The 21018-nt window shown below is 42.6% G+C and carries 19 protein-coding genes; 8 read left to right on the top strand and 11 right to left on the bottom strand.

Annotation, left to right across the window (positions count from 1 at the left end):
- Positions 1-70: 70 nt before the first annotated feature.
- Together AAFP14_RS08580 and AAFP14_RS08575 are read left to right on the top strand one after the other, a co-directional pair.
- Positions 71-1663 (top strand): protein kinase domain-containing protein, encoded by a 1593-nt coding sequence (locus tag AAFP14_RS08580; RefSeq protein ID WP_341731865.1) that lies wholly within the window; start codon positions 71-73, stop codon positions 1661-1663.
- A 143-nt stretch (positions 1664-1806) separates the two neighbouring features.
- On the top strand, positions 1807-2040 hold the full coding sequence (locus AAFP14_RS08575) for a hypothetical protein (protein WP_341731864.1): 234 nt from the start codon (positions 1807-1809) through the stop codon (positions 2038-2040).
- A 131-nt stretch (positions 2041-2171) separates the two neighbouring features.
- Here the strand turns inward: AAFP14_RS08575 and cap4 are convergent, their stop codons facing one another.
- The 6 genes from cap4 to AAFP14_RS08550 all read right to left on the bottom strand — a co-directional run bounded on the left by cap4 (position 2172) and on the right by AAFP14_RS08550 (position 6808).
- Complete coding sequence (gene cap4, locus AAFP14_RS08570; RefSeq protein ID WP_341731863.1) at positions 2172-3623, bottom strand: CD-NTase-associated endodeoxyribonuclease Cap4; 1452 nt, start codon at positions 3621-3623, stop codon at positions 2172-2174.
- 11 nt (positions 3624-3634) lie between these two features.
- Entirely contained in the window at positions 3635-4117 is a 483-nt protein-coding gene (locus tag AAFP14_RS08565) for a type II CBASS E2 protein (protein WP_341731862.1), read from the bottom strand.
- Positions 4098-5180, bottom strand: coding sequence for a nucleotidyltransferase domain-containing protein (locus AAFP14_RS08560; RefSeq protein WP_341731861.1), 1083 nt, complete (start codon positions 5178-5180; stop codon positions 4098-4100). Before AAFP14_RS08560 ends, AAFP14_RS08565 begins: the two co-directional genes overlap by 20 nt.
- A gap of 55 nt (positions 5181-5235) precedes the next feature.
- Positions 5236-5625: a WD40 repeat domain-containing protein gene (locus tag AAFP14_RS26665; protein ID WP_472851034.1), complete on the bottom strand. Its 390-nt coding sequence runs from the start codon at positions 5623-5625 to the stop codon at positions 5236-5238.
- On the bottom strand, positions 5567-6478 hold the full coding sequence (locus tag AAFP14_RS08555) for a serine/threonine protein kinase (protein WP_341731860.1): 912 nt from the start codon (positions 6476-6478) through the stop codon (positions 5567-5569). The genes AAFP14_RS26665 and AAFP14_RS08555 overlap by 59 nt, the downstream gene beginning before the upstream one ends.
- A 93-nt stretch (positions 6479-6571) precedes the next feature.
- Entirely contained in the window at positions 6572-6808 is a 237-nt protein-coding gene (locus AAFP14_RS08550; RefSeq protein ID WP_193976242.1) for a DUF2188 domain-containing protein, read from the bottom strand.
- Positions 6809-6987: 179 nt separating this feature from the next.
- Between AAFP14_RS08550 and AAFP14_RS08545 the strand changes: the two genes are divergently transcribed.
- Together AAFP14_RS08545 and AAFP14_RS08540 are read left to right on the top strand one after the other, a co-directional pair.
- Positions 6988-7482, top strand: coding sequence for a MerR family transcriptional regulator (locus tag AAFP14_RS08545; RefSeq protein WP_193976240.1), 495 nt, complete (start codon positions 6988-6990; stop codon positions 7480-7482).
- Positions 7483-7602: 120 nt separating this feature from the next.
- Positions 7603-8493, top strand: coding sequence for a hypothetical protein (locus tag AAFP14_RS08540; protein WP_341731859.1), 891 nt, complete (start codon positions 7603-7605; stop codon positions 8491-8493).
- 35 nt (positions 8494-8528) lie between these two features.
- Here AAFP14_RS08540 and AAFP14_RS08535 read toward each other — a convergent pair whose 3' ends face one another.
- The 4 genes from AAFP14_RS08535 to hsdR are packed head-to-tail and all read right to left on the bottom strand — an operon-like array spanning position 8529 to position 15491.
- Complete coding sequence (locus tag AAFP14_RS08535) at positions 8529-9887, bottom strand: restriction endonuclease subunit S (protein WP_341731858.1); 1359 nt, start codon at positions 9885-9887, stop codon at positions 8529-8531.
- Complete coding sequence (locus AAFP14_RS08530; protein ID WP_341731857.1) at positions 9887-11698, bottom strand: type I restriction-modification system subunit M; 1812 nt, start codon at positions 11696-11698, stop codon at positions 9887-9889. The genes AAFP14_RS08535 and AAFP14_RS08530 overlap by 1 nt, the downstream gene beginning before the upstream one ends.
- A 53-nt stretch (positions 11699-11751) precedes the next feature.
- Complete coding sequence (locus tag AAFP14_RS08525) at positions 11752-13089, bottom strand: PIN domain-containing protein (protein WP_341731856.1); 1338 nt, start codon at positions 13087-13089, stop codon at positions 11752-11754.
- A gap of 20 nt (positions 13090-13109) precedes the next feature.
- Entirely contained in the window at positions 13110-15491 is a 2382-nt protein-coding gene (gene hsdR / locus AAFP14_RS08520) for an EcoAI/FtnUII family type I restriction enzme subunit R (RefSeq protein ID WP_341731855.1), read from the bottom strand.
- A 932-nt stretch (positions 15492-16423) separates the two neighbouring features.
- Between hsdR and AAFP14_RS08515 the strand changes: the two genes are divergently transcribed.
- The 4 genes from AAFP14_RS08515 (at position 16424) to AAFP14_RS26660 (ending at position 19652) form a co-directional block, all read left to right on the top strand.
- The gene (locus tag AAFP14_RS08515; protein ID WP_341731854.1) at positions 16424-16855 is read left to right on the top strand and encodes a plasmid mobilization protein; all 432 of its coding nucleotides are present in this window, start codon (positions 16424-16426) and stop codon (positions 16853-16855) included.
- A gap of 65 nt (positions 16856-16920) precedes the next feature.
- A complete protein-coding gene (locus AAFP14_RS08510; protein WP_341731853.1) occupies positions 16921-18591 on the top strand; it encodes a relaxase/mobilization nuclease domain-containing protein in 1671 nt (556 codons plus the stop codon).
- A 391-nt stretch (positions 18592-18982) separates the two neighbouring features.
- The gene (locus tag AAFP14_RS08505; RefSeq protein WP_341731852.1) at positions 18983-19309 is read left to right on the top strand and encodes a hypothetical protein; all 327 of its coding nucleotides are present in this window, start codon (positions 18983-18985) and stop codon (positions 19307-19309) included.
- A 7-nt stretch (positions 19310-19316) separates the two neighbouring features.
- Complete coding sequence (locus tag AAFP14_RS26660) at positions 19317-19652, top strand: GIY-YIG nuclease family protein (protein WP_472851033.1); 336 nt, start codon at positions 19317-19319, stop codon at positions 19650-19652.
- A gap of 296 nt (positions 19653-19948) precedes the next feature.
- On the opposite strand, the gene AAFP14_RS08500 is transcribed toward AAFP14_RS26660, so the two are convergent.
- On the bottom strand, positions 19949-20995 hold the full coding sequence (locus tag AAFP14_RS08500; RefSeq protein WP_341731851.1) for a Fic family protein: 1047 nt from the start codon (positions 20993-20995) through the stop codon (positions 19949-19951).
- Positions 20996-21018: the final 23 nt, after the last annotated feature.

Raw genomic sequence — 21018 nt, 5'->3', positions numbered from 1 at the left:
TACATCAAAATATTTTAATTAGCTTGACTTTAGTGCTGTATGTCGTAAAACAATATTTGACACCTTAACTATGCTATTAAATAATCGGTATCAAGTTTTAAAATCTATTGGTTCTGGTGGGTTTGGGGAAACCTTTCTCGCAGAAGATACCCAAATGCCATCAGGGCGACGGTGCGTAGTTAAAAAGCTCCACCCAGTTTCTCACCATCCCCAAATCTATCCACTAATCAAAGAGCGCTTTCAACGGGAAGCGGCTATTTTGGAAGATTTGGGCAGCCACAGCGACCGCATTCCTACACTCTATGCTTATTTTGAAGAAAACAACGACTTCTATCTCGTTCAAGAACTAATAGAGGGCATGACTCTCACAGATATAATCCAATCACAATCCAGTTTCAGCGAAAGTTACGTCAGAGACTTTTTAGTTAATTTTTTACCGATTTTAGATTATGTTCATCAAAAACGGATTATTCATCGGGATATTAAACCAGACAATATAATTATTAGACAATCTGACCAAAAGCCAGTGTTGATAGATTTTGGTGCTGTGAAAGAGGCAATAGCTACTACCATGAGTTCTTCGGGAAGTCCACAGACTTCAATTGCGATTGGCACTCGTGGATTTATGTCTTCGGAACAAGCGGCTGGACGACCAGTTTATAGCAGTGACTTATTTGCTACTGGATTAACCGCTATTTATTTACTAACAGGTAAACAGCCACAGGATATAGAAACTAATAACTATACAGGTGAAATTCTTTGGAAGCAATATGCTCCGCAAGTTAGCCCTACCCTCGCCATTATTTTAGATAAAGCAATTTCGGCTCATAGTTGCGATCGATACGCTACAGCACAAGAAATGCTACAAGCCTTACAATCAAAAACATCCCAGGTTCATCAAATTATCCGTCCTACCATAGCAGATATTCCTGAGAATATTCAGCAACCAACAGTTATTTCCGTAGCTCCATCGAAACTAGGGAATATCCAACAAACTTTATTGCTCGGTAGTTTCATTGCAACGGCTATTATTGCAGGATTTTGGATAACCAAACCATTTGCACAATCACCGATTTCAAATCCACAGCCGAATCCAATTGCCTCCACTCCACCAATAGTTTCATCACCGCAGCCTTCTAAGTCTCCTTCACAAGTACAAGAACCTCCTACTGCTGCTAAAACTCCCGTTACTCCTAAATCACCAAATGTTATACCAGCACAACCATCGCCAATTCCTTCAACACCGATAATTACACCTCAACCTCAACCATCACCAATTTATCCATCTGCAATAGTTACATTTCAACCTCAAACATCACCTAATTATCCACCAACTCCACCACAACCATTACCAATTTATCCACCAACACCAACAGTAACTTTACCCAAGCCAACTCCTATGTCACCTGCTCAAATTTCGATTAAGCTGCTTGACAAGCCAGAACTCTATCTTGCTTCAACTACTTTAGTGTATGCTGATGGAGATAGATTGAAAGCAGATTTTAGAGTTTACTGTCCAACCTCCATGATTCGTCCTACTAACTACATTTTGACCAACAAACAAGGTGCTGTCAAAAAAGCAGGAGCGTGGTGGGAACCTTCATTTATACCCAGATATGATGCGGAGTATCAACTTATCAAAGAAGTTTGCAACAAAAACTAATACAATTCTGGACTCACAAACTATATTTTTTGAATAGCAGTTCATTCCTTGATATACTGCGTTTCATCAGGATTTAAATTTAATTGGGATTTGAAGCCTGACGTTATCGTGAGGACGCAGACACGGGAGGCAAGAGAGTTAAGATGAAGTTTTCGTTGGAACAGATGTACCCCAACATCGCCCGTTGGGTATACGAACATGAAGGCTGGATTGAAATAGGCGATCGCGCAGAGAGTTCTTTAACATCTTTTGTGCGAGCGATCGATTGTGGTGGGATGCTGTGGTTCGGAAAAGATAGCTATGAGAGCCTAGATGAAGCGCTGCAAGACCTAGATGCGGGATTGGCAGTTGTGTTGAAAGAGATTTACGGTGAATGAAACAAAACAACCAACAACGTGCTACTGCCAATAAAATCAAAAAGTGGATTCAAGCCACCAAGGAAGTTGAAAAAACTCGACTTGCCATACCGATAACCAGGCTGACGAGTATCAAAAGAATGTTGGAGTGTTTAATTCAGTCCAGAAAACAAACGACAAGTCTGAGTATACTGTTCATTGCCGATCCACCCGTAACAAACAACCGATGCTGTGCCATCTAAGCGATGACCGAGAAACATGGCAAGGGGAGCAAGACCTGCAAAAAACAAATGAATTTCTTTACTGCCAGTACGTCGCAAATTTCCAACGATAAGATCCTTAATGCGTCTGACAGCATCATTTGTCTGCTCTGGCGAAATGATAGGCTGCTGCCCATAGATATGAAGTTGTGGCATACCTTCTAATTCGTACTTAGCCAAATTTTTTTCTACATCAGGGCGAATATCTCGAAGGATGCTAATGGTGACGACCAGACGATCGCCCGTATCGCCCACCGTCTGATTTTGACAAGGATAGGCTGGTGTTTCACTGGTCGCATGAGAATCAGTTGCCCATATCTGACTGCGGTATTCCATTTCGATTGCATATCCCCGAACGGCTGAAAAGACAGAACCCAATGCCAAACAAGCTGGGAGGCGACGATCCCCTAAAAGTTTAATTCGTTTGGTATTTCGATGATTTTCGATCCAGTTTCGTGTCTTCTGGAGGTTAATGACTAACCCGTTCCAAGCTTCAGTCTGGGCGATCGCGCGAGTTTCTCCACCAGAGAAGTCAGCCCAATCAAAACGCAGTCCTGGATGAGTTGGATTGTCCGCATTATCGGTAGCTGTGTAAATCAAGATAGAACGTAGGTCTGGCAGTTGATTGGAGGGAATTTTTTCCCGAAGTTTGTTCTCCAAATCTTTGCGAGTAATGCTTTCATTCCTTTTCTGGCGGAGAAATATTCCTAAATTATTGTAAATATTATCTAACGTTTTAATCGACAAATCATTATACTCTTGAAGATAGTCAGTAAAGGATTGTTTAAAGAGTGCCTCTCCTTGTAATTTGGCCGTGATCCAATCAACTTCTATTTCTACTTTGTTTAACAAAAATTTAGCATCTTCTTCGGTTCCACCACTTTTTTTAACAAGTTGAATATAGTCCTTGAGAGAATTTACATAAACAAGGGAATTCTGTTCGTAGAAGTCGTTGGGGTTGCGAACTCGGCGTAATCCATTGACCAAAGGTTCCAGGTCTCTGGATATCCCTGTAGCAACCAAAATAAACACCCGGTAAGTATTTGGGCTGCCAGAATCAATTTCTTTAAACCGCTTAATTTCCTTCCAAAAATGGGAGGGTTGTAAGGTGTGAACCTTAACTTCAAGCAATTCAGTAACAAACCCTTGTTCGGGAACAAAAAATTTGGCTTCTACATCACCAATGCCTTCGCGAAGCATGGCTGTAAAACCATCCTGTGCCAGCCATAGGGGGATACGGGCAAGGATAATATGATCTTGAAAGGAGAATCCCCCTTCAGCAATATCCCCACCACGGGATTGCGGTTCTAAAAGTGAAGGAGTCAGGTGATCGCTCTCTGTCATGATTGCTGCTATTACTCAGATAGTTTATTCAAAGGTACGTTATCTTCAGTATAATTAGCCTTTTCACCCTGAAGTTTGCTATCAGAAGCATGGGAAGATGGGCCCAACCATTTACCTGTATCTAGCCATAATTCGTAGTAATAAAGCCACAACGCCGTCCACGGAATAATAGTGGTTGCAATTAGCATATCGCGCCGCCACTGTTTCTCCTGCGGGTAGTACAGGCACAACGTTCCGTCTTTCCATAAATGTGGTGCTTTTGGTACTAAGGCAGGACAGATCACCCGCACTGTAGGGAACGAGCTGAGCTTATAATACACGGCTACTCGATATTTTTGGGAAAACGGACGCGGCTGAAGTGTGCCGCGCCATACCGCGACGCCACGCTCGCGCCTGTATGCGAAATCTGGGAATCGATGTAAAATATGGAAACTTTGCAGTGCAGGATTAACGATAGGTTGTAGTTGCGAATATTCAAATTTGCTCAGTCCCATGAAACTTGGTAGATTGTGTAGGTGTGTAGATGCCCGAAACTGGCTGGCTTGGCAAAATCAACCCAGTAGAAGTGACAAAAGACTGACCTGGTAAACCGGCTTTCGCGAGTTCCGAGGCACTAATTTCCACTTCTGTAGGGAAATACTCTTCTCCAAAGATTTTTTGCCAGTACAGGATTGCTGTTTCGCGATCGTTGGTTTGTAGCGCTTTATCAGCCCAGCCGCGCCCATCTTGAATCCGTCTCATAAAAGTTTCAAAGTGGGATCGATTCCAATTCCAAGAAACGTTGTGCCCCAACATGGGATCGGGAAGATTCGGAGTTGCAGTTTTACTCGTCCAAATCAGATGATCGTACTGGCGATAAATAGCATCTAGCAAATCGTGAAACAGAACTCCTAACGATTGCGTCATGTCCAGACTACCTTCCTGAATGTGGTAAATCAACAGAGCACCTAACCAATAACTCTTAGGTTTGCGTGTTGTCATCTGGTAATCGCGGAAATGTTTCAGCAGTTTTCCCAATGGTTTAACTTTTTCATCAAATTTTTCATTTAACTCATTGAGCAAATTAATGTAACCAATTGGATGAGATGGTATCCATTTATTAAAGCCCCGATCTGGAACATACAACATTTCCTCAAACCCATCCGGCGCAATGCAAGGAACGAAATCTAGATGAAAATCCTTGTCCTTAAAATACACATGGATCGAGCGACGTGCTCGCTCAATGTCTAGAGCAGCATAACCTTCATATCCCAATGATTCGGGTAACTTATCCAACAACTTCTTTAAATCCAGGATTAGTTTCTTGGCTTCTGGTTCATTAGCCTCCGGGTCTCCGGGAACTCGCACCAGGGTATCAACATCTTTAACATCGCCTACTGCCATGTGTTGAGCATAGGAACCTGCTAGTCGAGTATGCGGATAGACAGTTGAAAAATCTTTACTGGCTTTGATGTAGTCGCGAATTTTCCAGGGCAACTCTTGGGCTTCTTCGAGCCGTTCTTTGGGTGGCTGAATATTTTTAAGCAGTTCTTCAAAGTAGATGGTAAGAGGAAACATTTATGATTATTACTTGAGTCAATTTATTTCATTAATCTATGATAGCGTACTTTTTTTATATGCCACTGGAAGGACTAAAATACGGTTTTGTTAACCGGGCTCTTGTCACGGACAATTTTATCGATAGCGGTACGTAGGTATGCGTTATTTGAGCGGTTTCAAGATTCCAAACGCTGACAGTTCTATCGAAGCTGCCGCTAAATAAAACTGAATTCTTTTTTGGGTGAAAAGCCACGCAAGTTATAGGATTTGAATGCCCTCTTAGGGCTTTAATTTCTTGCCCGGTTTTTAGGTTCCACAATCTAATGGTTTGATCGGTACTAGCACTCGCCAAAGTTTCGCCGTCTGGGCTAATAGCTACAGAAATTACGCTTGTTGAGTGACCTTTAAGTGTATAAAGTTCTTCTTCCTCGATCGGGTTGCAAAATTGCCTGAGTATCCGCAAAGCGATTCTGAAGGGGCCGCGCCATGAGTTGGTCGATAAAATCTGCAAACACGGGTGAAACGTGGGGTGCTTCATCGCGCCAAGTTTCTATTTCGTCAGTGTAAAGGTCATGTTCGTAGGAATTGTTGAATTCATTAGGATGCTTTCCGGTTAGCAAATAAACAAAAGTACGACCCAAGGCAAAAAAATCGGATTGTGGGGAAGCTTGACCATTAAATTGCTCCAAGGGAGCGTAGCCAGGGGTATGAATAGTCGTGATTTGCTTGGCTGCGTGTTTTCCTTCGTAAGTGTGGGTGATTTCCCGCACGGTTCCAAAATCTACTAATACCAACAATCCGTTCTGAGAAAGCATGATGTTGGACGGCTTAATATCCCGGTGAAACAACTGATTCTGGTGGAGGTCGCTGAGGATATAAACTAACTCCTCCAACCAAAGACGGGCTTTCTTTTCGCCGATCGGTCGATCGTCCCGCTGGGACATCCAATCTTGCAAATTTTCGCCTTCAATTTTTTGCATTACGAAGCAATGCACTTGTTCCTGACTGTTACCAGGAGTAAATATAAAATACTCTTCACCTTTGGGAATTCCTAAAATCTTGAGGCGGCATAGAACTTCGGCTTCTCGCTTGAATAGTTCTACAGCCTTGGGAGTGTTTTTAATCAAAACTTTTAGAACTTTCGGAGGTCGCCCGCGATCGCTAACCTCGTAAGTTTTGCCAAAGCCGCCTTCTCCTAGCAAGCGGGTGGCGCGATAGCGCCCTTCTAGCAACAAATTAGAACTACAGCTAGAGCAGCGCAATACATTATCGGCATTTTTTGGATTGGGGCAATGAGGATTAACGCACAAGCTCATCTTTGTAATCGGTTGGAAATAGAATCTAGTCAAGTGGAGAGGACACTAAGAGCGAGTCGCCTCGCGTACTGGGCTAATCACTCTCATCAGACCTCAATGCTTTCTGTCTTTCGCAGGGCAGGGGTCATTGCCGTAGCTGTCCTTGTCCCGAATCGTCCCGTCTCGCCGATGAATCACCACCTCCGATCGTTGGTTTTGAGCAATCTCTCGTGCTCTTTCAATCGCTTTCTGCTGGGTGGTGAATACCTGCGTGGCTTTGCTAGCGCCTTCTCCCTCCACTGCCCATCCGGTCTTATGGGGGACAACGTGCTGATTTTTCCCTTCAGCCATATAGTTCACCAGGGTTAATTACCTTTACAATTTAACATAACGTTTTAGAAGGTGTACGTTGAGAACCATAAGAAATGTTAAATTTTTCTTAAGACGTTGAAGGAATGGGTGTATGTTACGGGTAAAGGCAATTCCGTCGCAGTGGAGTTGCAGGAGGCTATCGCAGGAGAGCAAGTGCTATGGAAGGCTTTACCCGTCAAGAAACTCTAGCCCTAACTGGGACAACATCGAGTCGCCTTGCCTACTTGGACAGGACAGGGGTAGTAGTGCCTCAAAAATACGGCAATTCCAAGAAGCCGACGGTAATCTATACATGGGAGCAGGTATTAGAGATTCGAGCGATCGGGCATCTCAGGCAAAAAGTTTCCTTGCAGACAGTTAGGAAAATTATTCAGTTCCTTAACGAGACTGGCTTTGATGACAGCCTCAGAAATAAACACTTGGTCGTTGTTAATGATGAAGTGTATTGGGTAAAGCATGACTGGACTGATATGCCCCAGGTTATGAAAGTAGCTGACAAAAAAAATAAAGGCATCGGTCAATTTGTAATGATTGTTATTCCCCAGCTAGCTAACATTATTAAGGATGTGTGGGAAGCGGCTGTTAAGTCTAAAGTTGTAGACTTTGAAAGCTTTAAACAGAGAGCTAAAGCCAAGCCAGATAAAGCAGCTTAGGATAGGGAAGGAGGGTGGAAACCACAATCCAGAAACTTTGCTATCTCATTGAAATTACGCATTCTCAATTCCCTCAAATAGAGAGCGAATCGGTTTTTGTCATAAATATTTATATAAATCATGAATAATAACTCTCAAACAAGTACCTCTCAAGAATCGCTAAGAGCTGCGGTTTTTCAACTTGTTAATGCTGCATATAAAGTGGCTCCTGGTTTAGTAATAGTTGGGATTTTATTAGCAGTATTAATTATCTCAATTACTTTGCTATTTTCTCCTTTAAGACTAGCCTCTTTAATTCTTCTAGTTGTCTTCACCGCCCTATTAATTTTTATCCAAAGAGAGAGCTTTGGAGATGCTACACTATCTTTAGTTGGTGGTCTATTGACTGTTTTAAGAACAGAATGGACAATCAATCTCTACATTACCTTTTGTGTTGCATGGCTTGGCTTTGCCTTGATGGTTTTTCTAATCAGTAGTATTAAACTAGCTACACGGCAAGAAGATATCCTTAAAAGTTCAGCAATTGCACTATCTGAATCGAGTAACAGCGATATTGATACTCTTGAAAAAGAGTTAAATACCTTGGTTAAGTCAAGTGAGAATAAAATACTGAGTCCTATTCAACGTGCTGAGGTAATTCAATTATTAGTTTTTCGGAAAGCTCCCAAAAAAATGTTACCTCAATTGCTTAAGTCTGTAGAAAAAATATTCACAATAACTAAAGTCGATCTGAATTTAATAACTACTTCTTTAGTCGATCTATTTAAAATGAAAAAAGTTGAATCGGAACAAGAATCGATATTTTTATTAGATCGATTATACAAAATCATTAAAGATACTCCAGTAGCACCACAGGATTTTTTTGAAGTTTTTGTTGCTTCACGCCGTCTTTTATTACAGAAGACAGTCTCTCCTATAGAATTTCTCAATAAGCTGAGTGAATACCTAGAGATTGGTGTTGCTCCTAAAGATATGTACAATGAAATTTTGAATTCATCTAATATCAAGTGAAATATTTATAAGCTGAGGCGCTATACTCTTGATTACTACAGTTCCCCCTTAAATGCTTTGTCGAGTATAGATGGCAGCAGGGCATCCAGTTCGACGGCGGTTTCGGCTTGCAGGCGCTTGAGTGCGTCTACTTTGGCTTGAAGGTTATCGAGGTAGGCGACGATGTGGCGCTGTTCGGGAAGAGGAGGAACCGGAATGTTGAGCTTTTCTATGTTCTTAAGATTGATGTTAGGTTGTGTGGTTTGAGTTGCTTCTGAAAGGGCAATTTTCTTTACATACTCTACTGACCAGTAGATAAATTCGGAAATAGTAATATTTGGGTGAGGAGTAATTCCAACAATACTATCTGGAAAACAAGAATCAAAACCTAAAATTCCAGTCACACCTATGGTAGCACCTGTAATGGCTAGCACGACAGTTCCTTTGGGAAACATTCGGCTAATCTTTAGTCCATCTTGATTTAATGTTTGTGAATAGTCTTGAATATATCTATTTGATTTAGATATATCACCAATTTGAATAAACGGGATGTTTCCTCCATAAAATTTTGGCTCATTTCGAGGACGATAGGCAAATTTACCTCTAGATATTTCTGCGCCTTCTCTTAAAGGCTGAAGGTTCCATCCTTGTTTAATAATTTGCTTTTCAAAAATCAAAATTAGAGCAGAATTAATGAGTGCCTCAGCTTCCTCAGCACTCTGCCGGCGCAGCCCCCGCGCCTCTTGCACCTTAGCAGCCAGTTCCTCTATCCGCGCTACAATACGCCGCTGCCCCTCTAGGAGGGGTGGGAGTTCTGGAAGCTGCTTAATGCTTCCATCTTGCCTCTGTCTAACAATTTCTAGAAATTGGCTAATAGCCGATTGAATTTCATTATCAACAATTGGCACTTCGATATTCATTAACTTTTGACCATTAACATTGGGCTGTGCAGACCCTTCTTTTTCTTCAATGATTTGTCTCCAATAAACATCAGATTGAAAAAAATAGTATAAGTAGTCAGAGCGAACCTCTTTCTGGGGACGCACGCGAATTAAGTAAGATGCAAAAACAGCAGCAGGCGCTTCTTTTACCAAATGAGTTTTGCCAGTTGTGGCTCCCGTTCTAGCAAATAAAATGTCATTGGGTTGAAGCAAATATTTCTCCAGTTGTTCGCACTGGCAATAGGGAACTGTATCCCAATTAATTTTTCCATCTTGCAAATCTGTAATCCGAACCAGTTTAATACCTGAATTCTCTTGTGAAGCACTTGCGCCAAAACCATATTGGGGATGTTCGGTAATGCTAGATAATCGACCATTGGGAAATTCTGCTCTTAAAAGTCCATTAAATATAACAGTTGCAGCAGCCCGAACCATCATTTCTGATTGAGTTTGCTTGAAAGTCAGCTCTATCATCAATCTTCCCTTTTTAATATAGTCTTAATTTCACCCAAAATCTCTAAAATCCGCTGTTCTTTCGCCCAGATATCGGCAACTAACTGCTCTGGCGGCAGATGTTCAAAATCATCCCGAGCATTGGGGTTCTTCTTGTCAAGGTTAAAAATGGGCCAGTAAATTGCATCACCCTTAGCCTGAGACTCCTTAGCAATCTGGCGCTGTTGTCGCTCCTCTTCCCGCGCTTCGGCTTGCTCGTTCTTGAGCGTCCGAATCTGGTCTTGAATGACCTTATTTTGTTTAGCCGGCGCGAAGTCCAGAATTGAAGCATTGAGTGTCTGGATTTGCCCGTCTAACTCCTTGACTTTCCTGGTGCACTGGTTAGCGATCGCCTCAGCTTCTCTTGCAGCATCCCAACAGGGCTGCGCTTCAGCTTTAGCTTTGTCGTAAGTTTCTCTAAAACGGTACTTCCAAGTGCTTTGGTTTTCCTCCCGATTGTTCCACCAGGCTAAACACTCATTAAACTCATTATCTTGAATCGGCTTCGTTTTGCTGTAATTCTTGCGACCGTCAGATAACGTTAACTCATAATACCAAATTTCCTCAGTCGGGCCAGAAGCATCAAAAAATAACAGGTTAGTTGGAATGCCCGTATAAGGTGCAAAGACTCCATTCGGCAATCTAACAATAGTATGTAAGTTAAATTCAATCAGTAACTTTTCCTTAACTTTGGCGCAAAGACCATCACCGAACAATGTGCCATTTGGTACGACAATTCCCGCCCGCCCAGGTTTAGGCTGGCGTTTGAGCAAGCGCATAATTAGCTGGATGAAAAGCAGAGTCGTTTCCGATGTTTGCATTTCTGGGGGAAAATTATCCTTGATTTTTGCTTCTTCCTCACCTCCAAACGGCGGGTTAGTCAGAATAATATCAACTTGGTCTTTTACCCCAATCTGGTTAATCGCTCTAGCTAAACTGTTTCTCCGCTCAACATCTGGGTATTCAACGCCGTGCAGTAACAAATTCATTTGAGCCAGCATAAACGGCAAAGGCTTGGCTTCAATTCCAGATAAACTTGATTGCAAAATCTCCCAGTCTTTCGGCTGGCATTGTGTTTTGAGATGTTCGTAAGTTTCCACCAAAAACCCAGCCGTGCCGCAAGCGGGGTCATGGATAGTTTCACCTAATTTCGGGTCAAGCACCTTCACGATGAATCGCACCACCGGCCGTGGCGTGTAGAACTCCCCAGAATCCCCCGCAGCGTCCCGCATCTCCTTGAGCATCGACTCGTAGAGGTTGCTGAGGATGTTCACTTCCTCTGAGTTATCGAAGTGAATGTCATTAACCTTGTTCACCACATCTCGCAGCAGTGCACCGCTAATCATGCGGTTGGTGACATCGTTGAACACTTGGCGGATGACATCTTTGCGATCGCGCCCCGTCGCACTTTGAAGACTCCGCAAATAAGCAAACAAACCGGGGCTTTTTATGCCGTCCCGCAGCGTCACCTCATCATTGTTAATGAATTTCAGCAAGTCATCGCCGCTCATTCCTTCATCATCAGCAGCCCAATCGCGCCAGCGGTAGGGCGATTCAATCAGCGGCTTGTACTTGTCAAGCGTTCCCTCTAAAAAAGCTTCTTCTTCTCTGACTTTCTCCACATCATCTAAAAGCTTGAGGAAAAGAATCCAAGTGAATTGGGGCAAACGGTCTAATTCCCCATTCATCCCCTTATCTTTTCGCATGATGTCACGCGCAGACTTGATCGCGCTACCGAGACGTTGAGCGGTGGCAATGGGTTTATCAGTTTTGGAAGTGGTGCGTTTTGGCATTTCAATAAAAAGTCAACTAATGTTAGTTATATAAGGAGTTCTTGCGTTTCAGCTTACACTGAGTACAACAACTTTTGAAGCTGCCTAACTATATTTGTTAAATTTCGCTCATCTCCAAATAGTTCCAAAATTTTAAATATATCACCATACTGCTCAAATTCACTGTACTTCATTATTGAACTAGGAATTTCCAACGCTGCAACTCCTTCTTCTGCATATTTATCTAACAAGGTTTCTAAAACTGCTCTTGCTTCTTTACTATAATCCTTAAAAAAGTCTTGCTGATCTTTGCGTACTTTCTTGACTCGCTCCTTCCAGTCCAAGTTTGGAAAACGGATAAAATCAACGGGTTCTCTAAAGGTATAGTTAACTTGCTCAATACCTCCCATAGTACCAGAAGCATATACAATGCCTCGTCTACCTGCTTCTCCGCTTGGCTCTACCCAGTAGATTCTTTCAAAATCCATTTTTATATCAGAAATCATTTGATTATCCAATTCATATAAGCAATCTCCTTTAGTTCTCAAAATAGCATCTTTCCTTTCATTAACCCCATTATGTTGTACATCATTGCAATGGTAGTAAAGCTCAAAGCTTAATGCTAATTTTCCCTTCATTTCTGTGAAAAAAGCTGAAACAGATGATACTTTCATTGCAAGCCCAGCTATTTCAAATCCAATTTCGCTAACTAATTCTGGTTTTAATCGTAGATTAATAACGCTATCAATTTTTAGAATAATATCAGAGTAGTTAAGGGGTGGAACATTCTTTTGAAGAACTTTAAGACACGATGCCATATTATTATAAATAGATACCATTCCACCAATTTTTATACAATCATTTAACAAGTTGTCAGCTAGTTCATTAGTTTTACATTCTTTGCCTTTAAAGAAGGCTTTATCACCACTAATAAAATATATAATATATGAGTTTGAAAGTGTTAATATTGCTTCCCAAATAGCAGAATCTTTAAATTGCTGATTACTTTCTCCATTAGGCTGAGATTTTTCATTGATTCTCCTCAGTGCTGATTTGGCGTGTTCAAATGTAAAAGGAATCCTAATAATTAAGTCATTTAAGTCAGTTAATCTTTCTGTAACAGTAGCTTGCAATTGAGCTTCGTCCGGGACTTCATAAAAACACCTACAACCCATAATCACTTCAATAACTTTAAAGCCTTTGTTAATTTTTTCAACCGCCTCAAGTCCTTGTTCGACTGTATTTCTCGTCAGTTCCTCTTCTATAATTTCTGGCAGACCTATTTTTCCACTACTTTGTTTGAGGATGTAACGTAATGCCGAACCCATAGGAGTTCTCAGCAAAAGATTAGAGTCTTGTCTCCATATACTTGTGTCAATTACTACGCAAATCGGTTTTTGTTCTACTGACATTACAACCTCCTTCAGTTTTATTAAGCCGAATACAACAAAGTTTGTAACTGCTCGACTGCCTGTTTCAATTTATCCGCCCCGCCAAATTTAGCAGCAATTTCCCGCACGTTGCCATACTTTTCAACTGGTTTCACCTTCAGAGATGCTGGCATTACCAACTGCTGTGGCCCACCTTGAGCGTAACCGTCAACTAGAATTTCAAGGATTGCCTTAGCATCCGCGCTGTACCGATCGAAAAAGTCTTTATTATGCCGTTTTAGCCGTTCGGCCCGCTGCTTGCAAGTCATCACTGGCGCATTAAACGCAATGTGACACAGTAAATCAAAGGGGTCTGCGTCTGGTTGATTGGTGGCGGCTTTCAAGTCCTCAAAGTCAATTCCTCTGTCTGCTAACTGGTCGATAAGGAGCGATCGCTCTTCTGGATTTACCCACCGCTGCTGAATTTCTAGCACCGAGCGGTAGAGGGTGCGGACTTGCTCTTTGGTATAGTCTACCAGCTTGAAGGAACGAAGCCGGTTGCCATTGGGGTCGAGTTCATAGACCACTTCGCCGATGACTTCGCACTGGCCGCCATCAAAGTAATATTTGCGGGGTGGTGTGTCGTCATCATCAGGTACACCAGTAAAGCCGCGAGGGGCATCACCTTCGGCAGGTTCAACTTCATCCGCTTCTGGCTGTTCTGGTTCTATGACTTGCTGGCTGCCTTCAATTGTTTGCCCTTCATCGTTCATCGCCTCGGTTTCAATCAAAGCCGGTTTGCCGTCAAAGGCTGGATCGGCAAATAAGCGAGTGCTCTGGGTATAGTCGAGGATGTTGAAGAACAGCTTGCCGTTATCTTCATCGACACGGGTGCCACGCCCAACAATTTGTTTGAAGTCAGTCATCGATCGAATGACCCGCACCAGGACAACGTTTTTGCAGGTGGGAATGTCTACACCAGTTGTCAGCAGCCGGGAAGTCACTGCGATCGCCGGGGTCTGGGTGAGTACGTCTTTGAATTTATAAAGCTGCGATTTCCCTGTATCGCCGGCTGCTGCGGTCACGCGGCATACATAATCGGGGTGTTGCCTTGTCAAATCAGCGTTCAGGTTGTTGAGCGCTGCCACCATTTCCAAAACGTGTTCTTCATCCAAACAAAAGACGATCGTTTTGCCAAAGCGGTCAGTTTTTTTGAGGAAGTCGGTAATGTGGCGGGCGATCGCTTGCGTTCTGACTTTGAGAGCCACAGCCCGCTCAAAATCTCCTGTCTGGTATTCTTCATCAGGAATGGCGCGCCCGTAGCGATCGAGGTCATCATAGTTAGGCCGCCACCCCAAAGCATCGAAACTGGTGGTGACGCGATGCACCCGATAAGGCGCTAAAAACCCGTCTTCAATGCCTTGGGCTAAGGAGTAGGTATAAAGCGGATTGCCGAAATATAGGTAAGTATCAATGTTGTCATCGCGCAAGGGTGTAGCAGTTAGCCCTAACTGGTAAGCCGGTTGGAAATATTCAAGAATTTCTCGCCAGTTGCTATCATCCCGCGCACTTCCTCGATGACACTCATCAACCACAATCAAATCAAAGAAACCAGGGCTATATTCTCGATATAAACCAGGATTATTTTTATCTTTAGCAATTGCTTGATAAATCGCAAAATATATCTCGCGACTCTTGACAGCTTCCCCTTGGATTTTGTGAATGATATCTTCTGGAAAAGCTGAGAAATCTTTGAGCATCGGGTCATCAACTAAGATGTTCCGGTCTGCTAAAAATAGAATCCTGGGTTTGCGGTGTTCGCCAGTTGCATTCCATCCCAAATTCCACAACATTTGACAGATTTGAAATGCAACAGTAGTTTTGCCCGTCCCAGTGGCGAGGGTTAGCAGCAAGCGTTTTTGATTGCTGAGGATAGCTTTGATGGCTCGGTGAATGGCGATGCGCTGGTAATAGCGAGGGATTTTCCCGCCCGTCAAATCAAAGGGTGTCAGCAGTTCCCCTGCTACTTCATCGCTCAATCCCTCAGATTGCCTCAACCTTGCCCAAAGCTCATTAGGACTGGGAAACGAGTCCATTTGAGTCATTAATCCAGTCGTGTAATCAAATTCATAAATGCTTTGACCGTTCGTAGAGTAAGCAAACTTTAAACCCAAAACTTCAGCATATTTTTTAGCTTGCTGCAACCCATCCTGAGCGTGTTTGTATTTTCGCTTTGCTTCAACAACAGCTAAAGGAAAATCGCGAGTGTAACAGAGCAGATAATCAGCAAATAGGCGCTTGCGACGGCGAATTTTGCCTCCCGCTATTAAAATTCGACCCGCATCAATGTAATATTGCTCTGTTAGGAAATGAGGTTCTTTATCCCATTCTTGAAGTTTGGGCAGAACGTATTTGCGACAAGTATCAGCTTCATTAAGACCCATAGCCTGCTTACAGTCAAGTTGAATTAGGATAAGGTAGCCCGTTTGCGTTGCTGCTGAGCAGTATCCTAACTCTACTGCATTACTGCATTGCTTTTCAACATTAGTTGCCAGCGGGAGTGCGGTGTGTTTCCCCAACGTACAGCAGCTATCTACTAGCTCAACTTTTCTCCCGTACATCACAGATTTATACGTTAACTGTCAAGGCTGGCATAACGGCTGCGGTACTGCCAATTTCCTTACACTTCTTTTTTAACTTGATTTTTAATTCAATTCAGAGATGGTAACTTGACTATTAAATCAATTCGGATTTTGTTAAAAACGCTCTTAATCGCGCTTTTGTTTTGGAGGGTAAAAGTCTGGCAAATGCCGTATAAAATCAGGCAATAGCTGTACAAAAACAGGTAGAATCCAGGCAAGAGCCAGGACTGCATTATACCTGTTTTTATCCGAAAATGTCCGGCAATAGCCTGAGTTTTTCTGTCCCTTTGCTGCTTTTTTGTGCTGTTCGTGCCACCTGCTTGTTGAGCCAGGTTATGGCTGTTCTCGATTAGTAGCAAGCAATGGTTTTGTCCGTACAAAACCTTATTTATTACTTTTAAATAAAAATAATGCACCCTCCTTTTGCGGAATCCTAACCGCAACGTAGGGTTTAAGACTTTCTTAAGCTTTAATGACAAATGTAGCTAACTGTAATACAAATTAAGCTGAATATTATACAGCTCTAATAAATTAGAGAGGAGAAGGAGTTGACAACGCCGAGCGTGTCGAGCAAACACTTTAAAAAACAAATGGTAGGCTCATCAGTTATTGAGTAGCGATCGCAACCAGTTATCCTCAGATGGCGGGGGTCACTTTACACTCCAATTTTCCTCTTTTGGGTGAAGTTGGAAGTAGTTATATATTTATAAAATGAGATAAACTTAACTATTATCATGGCTATGAAGCTCAAAAAATTGCCTCAAAGTCAGCCAAATCAGTCAAATCAGTCAAATCACAGACTTTCAAGTCGGCTGGAAATAAGATTGTCTGACTCGGATTACAGCCAAATTAAAGCAAGAGCAGAGCAAGTAAATTTAAGCATGAGCGACTTCATGCGCCGTGCAGCATTGAAGAGAGCCATACCACGTCCTATAGCTGCATTTGACTTAAAAGCCTATCAAGTTTTGTGCAAGATTGATGCCCAATTTAGAATTGCAGGAAACAACCTCAATCAGATTGCTAAAGCTTGCAATAGTGCTGTGGCATTGGGAGAACCCGTTGTTGTCAATACAGGACTCTTAGAAAAAGTACAGCAACTCATTCGAGAAAACCAAGATGCAATTAAAGCAATAGTTGCAAACCTCGCCAAATCCACAGTACGCTAATTATTAACAAGCCTGGGCTTTACCGCCTGAGCAATCGATGCTGTGAAACTGACGGTTTTTCGATTATGATCGGCAAACAAATCAAAGGTACAGGCTTTAGGGGCTGTCTGAACTACGTGCTGGGCAAAAAAGACGCTTACCTGATTGGCGGCACTATGTGCGGACAGACTCCTGAAGAACTCGCTGCTGAATTTGCGATCGCCCGACAACTAAGACCTAACCTGAAAGTAGCAGTTTTTCACGCCACTTTATCTGTCGATCGCACCCAAAAACTACAAGACTCTGAAGAAAATGACCAGCGCTGGCTGGCGATCGCAGCCGACTACATGAAAACGATGGGATTTGATAACAACCAGTATACAGTTGTCAAGCACAGCGATACAGAACACGACCACATTCACATCGTCGCCAGTCGCATTCGCCTAGATGGAAGTGTCGTTGACGATAGCTGGGATTATTACAAAAGCCAAGAAACTATTCGCCAGCTCGAACAGGACTACAATCTAGAAATTGTCGCGTCGAGTTGGGAAAAAGACAAGCGAGCTCCGACTACAGGAGAACACAGGCACTTACAAAGCAAGGGAAACAAGAGCGTCAGGGTGCAATTGCAAGACCTAATTGATGAAGTTACCCTAGACAACCCAAGTATGCCAGAATTCGTTGAGCGGTTGCAGCAACAAGGTGTAGAGGTGCAAGTCAGACTAACTCGAACTGGGTTCAGTAAAGGCATTTCTTACAACTTAAATGGAGTCGCTTTCAGTGGCACTCAGTTGGGTAAAGCTTACACTTTTTCTGGATTGCAGAAGCATCGAAGCGTTAGCTATGACAAAGGGCGAGATAACGCCCTAATTGAACCTTTAATGCAGCCACAACACTTAGCTATCGCCCCCAGTGAGGCAGAGGAAAATGAGTTAGAGTCGTCACAATTTGAGCTAGTAGCAGGCGCGGCTGCAACTCCTGCAACAGCAAATGAGTTAGAGTTGTCACAATTTGAGCTAGCAGCAAGCGCACCTGCAACTCTTGCAACAACAGCAAATAAATTAGAGTTGTCACAATCTGAGCTAGAAACAACCGCACCTGCTACTCCTGCAACAGCAAATGAGTTAGAGTTACAACTATCAATCCTGCCTGAAAGGAATGAAACTCAGTGGCAAAAAGTGCGATCGTATCTAGCAGTCGAGTACAGTTTACCTTTAGAATTGCTTGAATTATTGCACTCTCATTCTTGGTTGTATGCCGCCTCCGAAAAGGCTGTCTTTACGGCACGGACGCTTGAGGGGGAAGCCCGGTTTGCTTTTGTTCTCGATGAAAGAGGCAACTTTACTACAACCCATCCCCTGTCATCTGAAGCTGCTTTCTGGGTAGCTACTACCGGAGAAATTGAGCGAGCTGTGATTGCTTGTAACCCAATCGAAGCCCTTTCAATTTTGCTTATTGAACAGGAAAATAACCCGGATAACTCTGCAACTGCACCACCCACCATTTACTTAGGAATTGAACGAGCTTCACAACTGCCTATACAATTCTTACAAGAACTCGATAGCGTTATTATAGCGATCGCAGAAGATTATATGCTCGCTCGAAATGCAAGCGAGCTGCTACCGAATGCAGAACTTGTTAATCCACAGTCAAGTTGGAATGATATCTGGATACAATTAATTGAGCAAGAACAACAAGATATTCAACAAAATAACCAACCTTATAAACAGCGCATCCAAGACATCCAACTGGATTAGTTATTGCCACTTAAAAGTTTTACTTTTATTAAATAAAAGCGCTAGCTAACAAATTTCATGGTTGCGACATAAATTCCTGGGTAGTTCTGCCATATCAGGGTTTTGATAACGGTGGGTCAACCGTTTTATCCCCCCAAGTATCCTTACCAGGTAGGAGTACCAATTACTGATTACTGCCACTAATTATGACAGCTTTCTTAACGTATTTATCAACTATTTTGGCGTAACTATTAAGTAAATTGAGACGGTGCTTGCTCAAATAATTTGTGAGTCAACATGGGTAAAAATAAATTATTTATACATTTTATCGTACTGACTAACATTTACGAAAAAACAAATTTATGAGCGCTGTCGCGCCCAAAAATAAAGCAATAAAGCATCGGACAAAAAAATGGAACTATCACAAACCTACACCTATTACTTCAATAATTTAACCTGCGTCCACCAAACAGAAAACGAACTGTACATCATGGGCAGGGAAACAACACTTGTACTAAATTTTCAACAAACAAGCTATCAAACGCTTGACCAAATAATCCACGCTCTGCGACTTGTGAGGGACAAAAAAATCCAAGACAGAAAGTCAATTATTGAGCAAGAACTGCTGGCATTAAACTTCCAATTCACTGAAGAAAGCAGCAACCGTAGCAACAACGGCAGCAGCAACGGCAGCAGCAACGGCAGCAACAAAAACTGCGAGCTAAAAATCGACTGGTAATTCAATTATGCCGGAGAGACAAGTTTGTTTCTCCGGCAGCCGCAAACATCTTTCACCACATTCAAAAATGGCAAACAAAATGGCAGGATACGTGTATCTTCTGCACTTTGAAAAGCCGATATGTTCAACTCATCCAGCCCAACACTACGTCGGCTGGACAAAAGATTTGGACGAAAGGCTTTGGAAACATAAAAAAGGCAGAGGTGCTAAATTTTGCGCCGCTGCCCGAGAACGCGGAATAAACTTTGTCTTGGCAGAATGCTGGGTTGCAGACAAAAGTTTTGAGAGGAAAATCAAAAGGCAAAAAAACCACAAACGTTTTTGCCCTCTGTGCAAAAATTGAAAGGAAAAATCAGCTTTTTTGTAGGAAATGCAATCCCACTAGGATGAAACATAACAGTTTTCAAACATTGTGAGATACAGTTGACCGATTACCTTTTTCCCATTACCAAGAAGCCAATTTTCCGATATACACCGCTTTCATTAGCTTGCATAAATAGTTGTAACTGGGTGTTAAATTTCGTACTTAAACTCAACACCAAGTTGTTTGTGCGTAATTCCTGTATCTATTAGACATCTCCCATAATGATTGTGGAACAGGCCCAACAGCCTGTTTTGAACTGTCTTTTTGGGAGATATCTATTGCTTTCGCCAACGCGCCTCAACTCCTCGTCCCCGACATTGCAAACGCCCCGCATCCCTTTCCCGGCGCAATAAACGGCGAATCAAATCAATTCCCACTGTTGGACACCGTTCCTGCAATTCCCTAATCGAGAATTCTTGAGGCAAATTGTTAATCGCATCCAATACGATCGCCGTTTTAGTTCCTTTCGCAGAAGTAACATACCCTACCCGCTGCTCAAACTCCCGATAAGCTGACAGCAGCATGACTCCTAAAAAATACTCCCACCAAGGTAATAAGTTATGCTGCCCTTCATGCCATCCTTGGGAAGATTGGTAAAGCGTATCATAATAGCTTTCCTTAGTTCTCTCCACAATCCGTTCCAAACTAATAAATCGCCCCACCTCATAACCGGCTTTGTATAGCAGCAACAAAGTCAGCAACCTTGCCATCCGCCCGTTTCCATCTAAAAATGGATGAATGCACAAGAAATCCAAAATGTAAGTTGGAATCAGCAATAAAGGTTCTATCTCGCCCGATTCCCAGAGACGATTAAACCGTTCTTGCAGGCGTTCCATTGCCGCAGGAGTAGCATAAGCGGGAGTAGGTTGAAACCTCACCACTTTAGTCCCGTCAGGATAAGTAGCGCTAATTTCATTATCCACTGTTTTCCAGCGCCCGCCTGTATTAACAGCAAATTGGTAAAGGTCGCGGTGCAGTTGTAAAATGACACCTGTACTAAAAGGAATGTGGGTATAATTGGTGTGAATTGTAGTTAGCACGTCCCGATAACCCGCAATTTCTTGTTCTGAACGATCGCGCGGCGTTGTTTTTTCTGTTACTAATTTCTTAATCCGTTCTAGTGGCACAGTAATGCCTTCAATGCGGTTAGAAGATTCGGTACTCTGAATAACCGCAGCTTGGCGCAAAGTGCCTAAAACTTGTGGGGCTTGTTGCTTGAATAACTCCTGCTTTCCCTTGTATTCTCCAATCAAGCGAATCGTTTGCAGGAGTCTTTGGTTGAGCTGTTGACTTTCAATGAACCCCTCTTCAAATGACAGCATATCTATTTTATCTCCTTTGTATT

Source organism: Microcoleus sp. EPA2 (genome assembly GCA_020882975.1).
GTDB lineage: Bacteria > Cyanobacteriota > Cyanobacteriia > Cyanobacteriales > Microcoleaceae > Microcoleus.
This window is presented reverse-complemented; position numbering and strand designations above follow the sequence as displayed.

Coding starts and splice junctions, on each gene's coding strand:
- AAFP14_RS08580 (WP_341731865.1), top strand. CDS start 71: ATGCTATTAAATAATCGGTATCAAGTTTTAAAATCTATTGGTTCTGGT.
- AAFP14_RS08575 (WP_341731864.1), top strand. CDS start 1,807: ATGAAGTTTTCGTTGGAACAGATGTACCCCAACATCGCCCGTTGGGTA.
- cap4 (WP_341731863.1), bottom strand. CDS start 3,623: ATGACAGAGAGCGATCACCTGACTCCTTCACTTTTAGAACCGCAATCC.
- AAFP14_RS08565 (WP_341731862.1), bottom strand. CDS start 4,117: ATGGGACTGAGCAAATTTGAATATTCGCAACTACAACCTATCGTTAAT.
- AAFP14_RS08560 (WP_341731861.1), bottom strand. CDS start 5,180: ATGTTTCCTCTTACCATCTACTTTGAAGAACTGCTTAAAAATATTCAG.
- AAFP14_RS08555 (WP_341731860.1), bottom strand. CDS start 6,478: ATGAGCTTGTGCGTTAATCCTCATTGCCCCAATCCAAAAAATGCCGAT.
- AAFP14_RS08550 (WP_193976242.1), bottom strand. CDS start 6,808: ATGGCTGAAGGGAAAAATCAGCACGTTGTCCCCCATAAGACCGGATGG.
- AAFP14_RS08545 (WP_193976240.1), top strand. CDS start 6,988: ATGGAAGGCTTTACCCGTCAAGAAACTCTAGCCCTAACTGGGACAACA.
- AAFP14_RS08540 (WP_341731859.1), top strand. CDS start 7,603: ATGAATAATAACTCTCAAACAAGTACCTCTCAAGAATCGCTAAGAGCT.
- AAFP14_RS08535 (WP_341731858.1), bottom strand. CDS start 9,887: ATGATAGAGCTGACTTTCAAGCAAACTCAATCAGAAATGATGGTTCGG.
- AAFP14_RS08530 (WP_341731857.1), bottom strand. CDS start 11,698: ATGCCAAAACGCACCACTTCCAAAACTGATAAACCCATTGCCACCGCT.
- AAFP14_RS08525 (WP_341731856.1), bottom strand. CDS start 13,089: ATGTCAGTAGAACAAAAACCGATTTGCGTAGTAATTGACACAAGTATA.
- hsdR (WP_341731855.1), bottom strand. CDS start 15,491: ATGGGTCTTAATGAAGCTGATACTTGTCGCAAATACGTTCTGCCCAAA.
- AAFP14_RS08515 (WP_341731854.1), top strand. CDS start 16,424: ATGGCTATGAAGCTCAAAAAATTGCCTCAAAGTCAGCCAAATCAGTCA.
- AAFP14_RS08510 (WP_341731853.1), top strand. CDS start 16,921: ATGATCGGCAAACAAATCAAAGGTACAGGCTTTAGGGGCTGTCTGAAC.
- AAFP14_RS08505 (WP_341731852.1), top strand. CDS start 18,983: ATGGAACTATCACAAACCTACACCTATTACTTCAATAATTTAACCTGC.
- AAFP14_RS26660 (WP_472851033.1), top strand. CDS start 19,317: ATGCCGGAGAGACAAGTTTGTTTCTCCGGCAGCCGCAAACATCTTTCA.
- AAFP14_RS08500 (WP_341731851.1), bottom strand. CDS start 20,995: ATGCTGTCATTTGAAGAGGGGTTCATTGAAAGTCAACAGCTCAACCAA.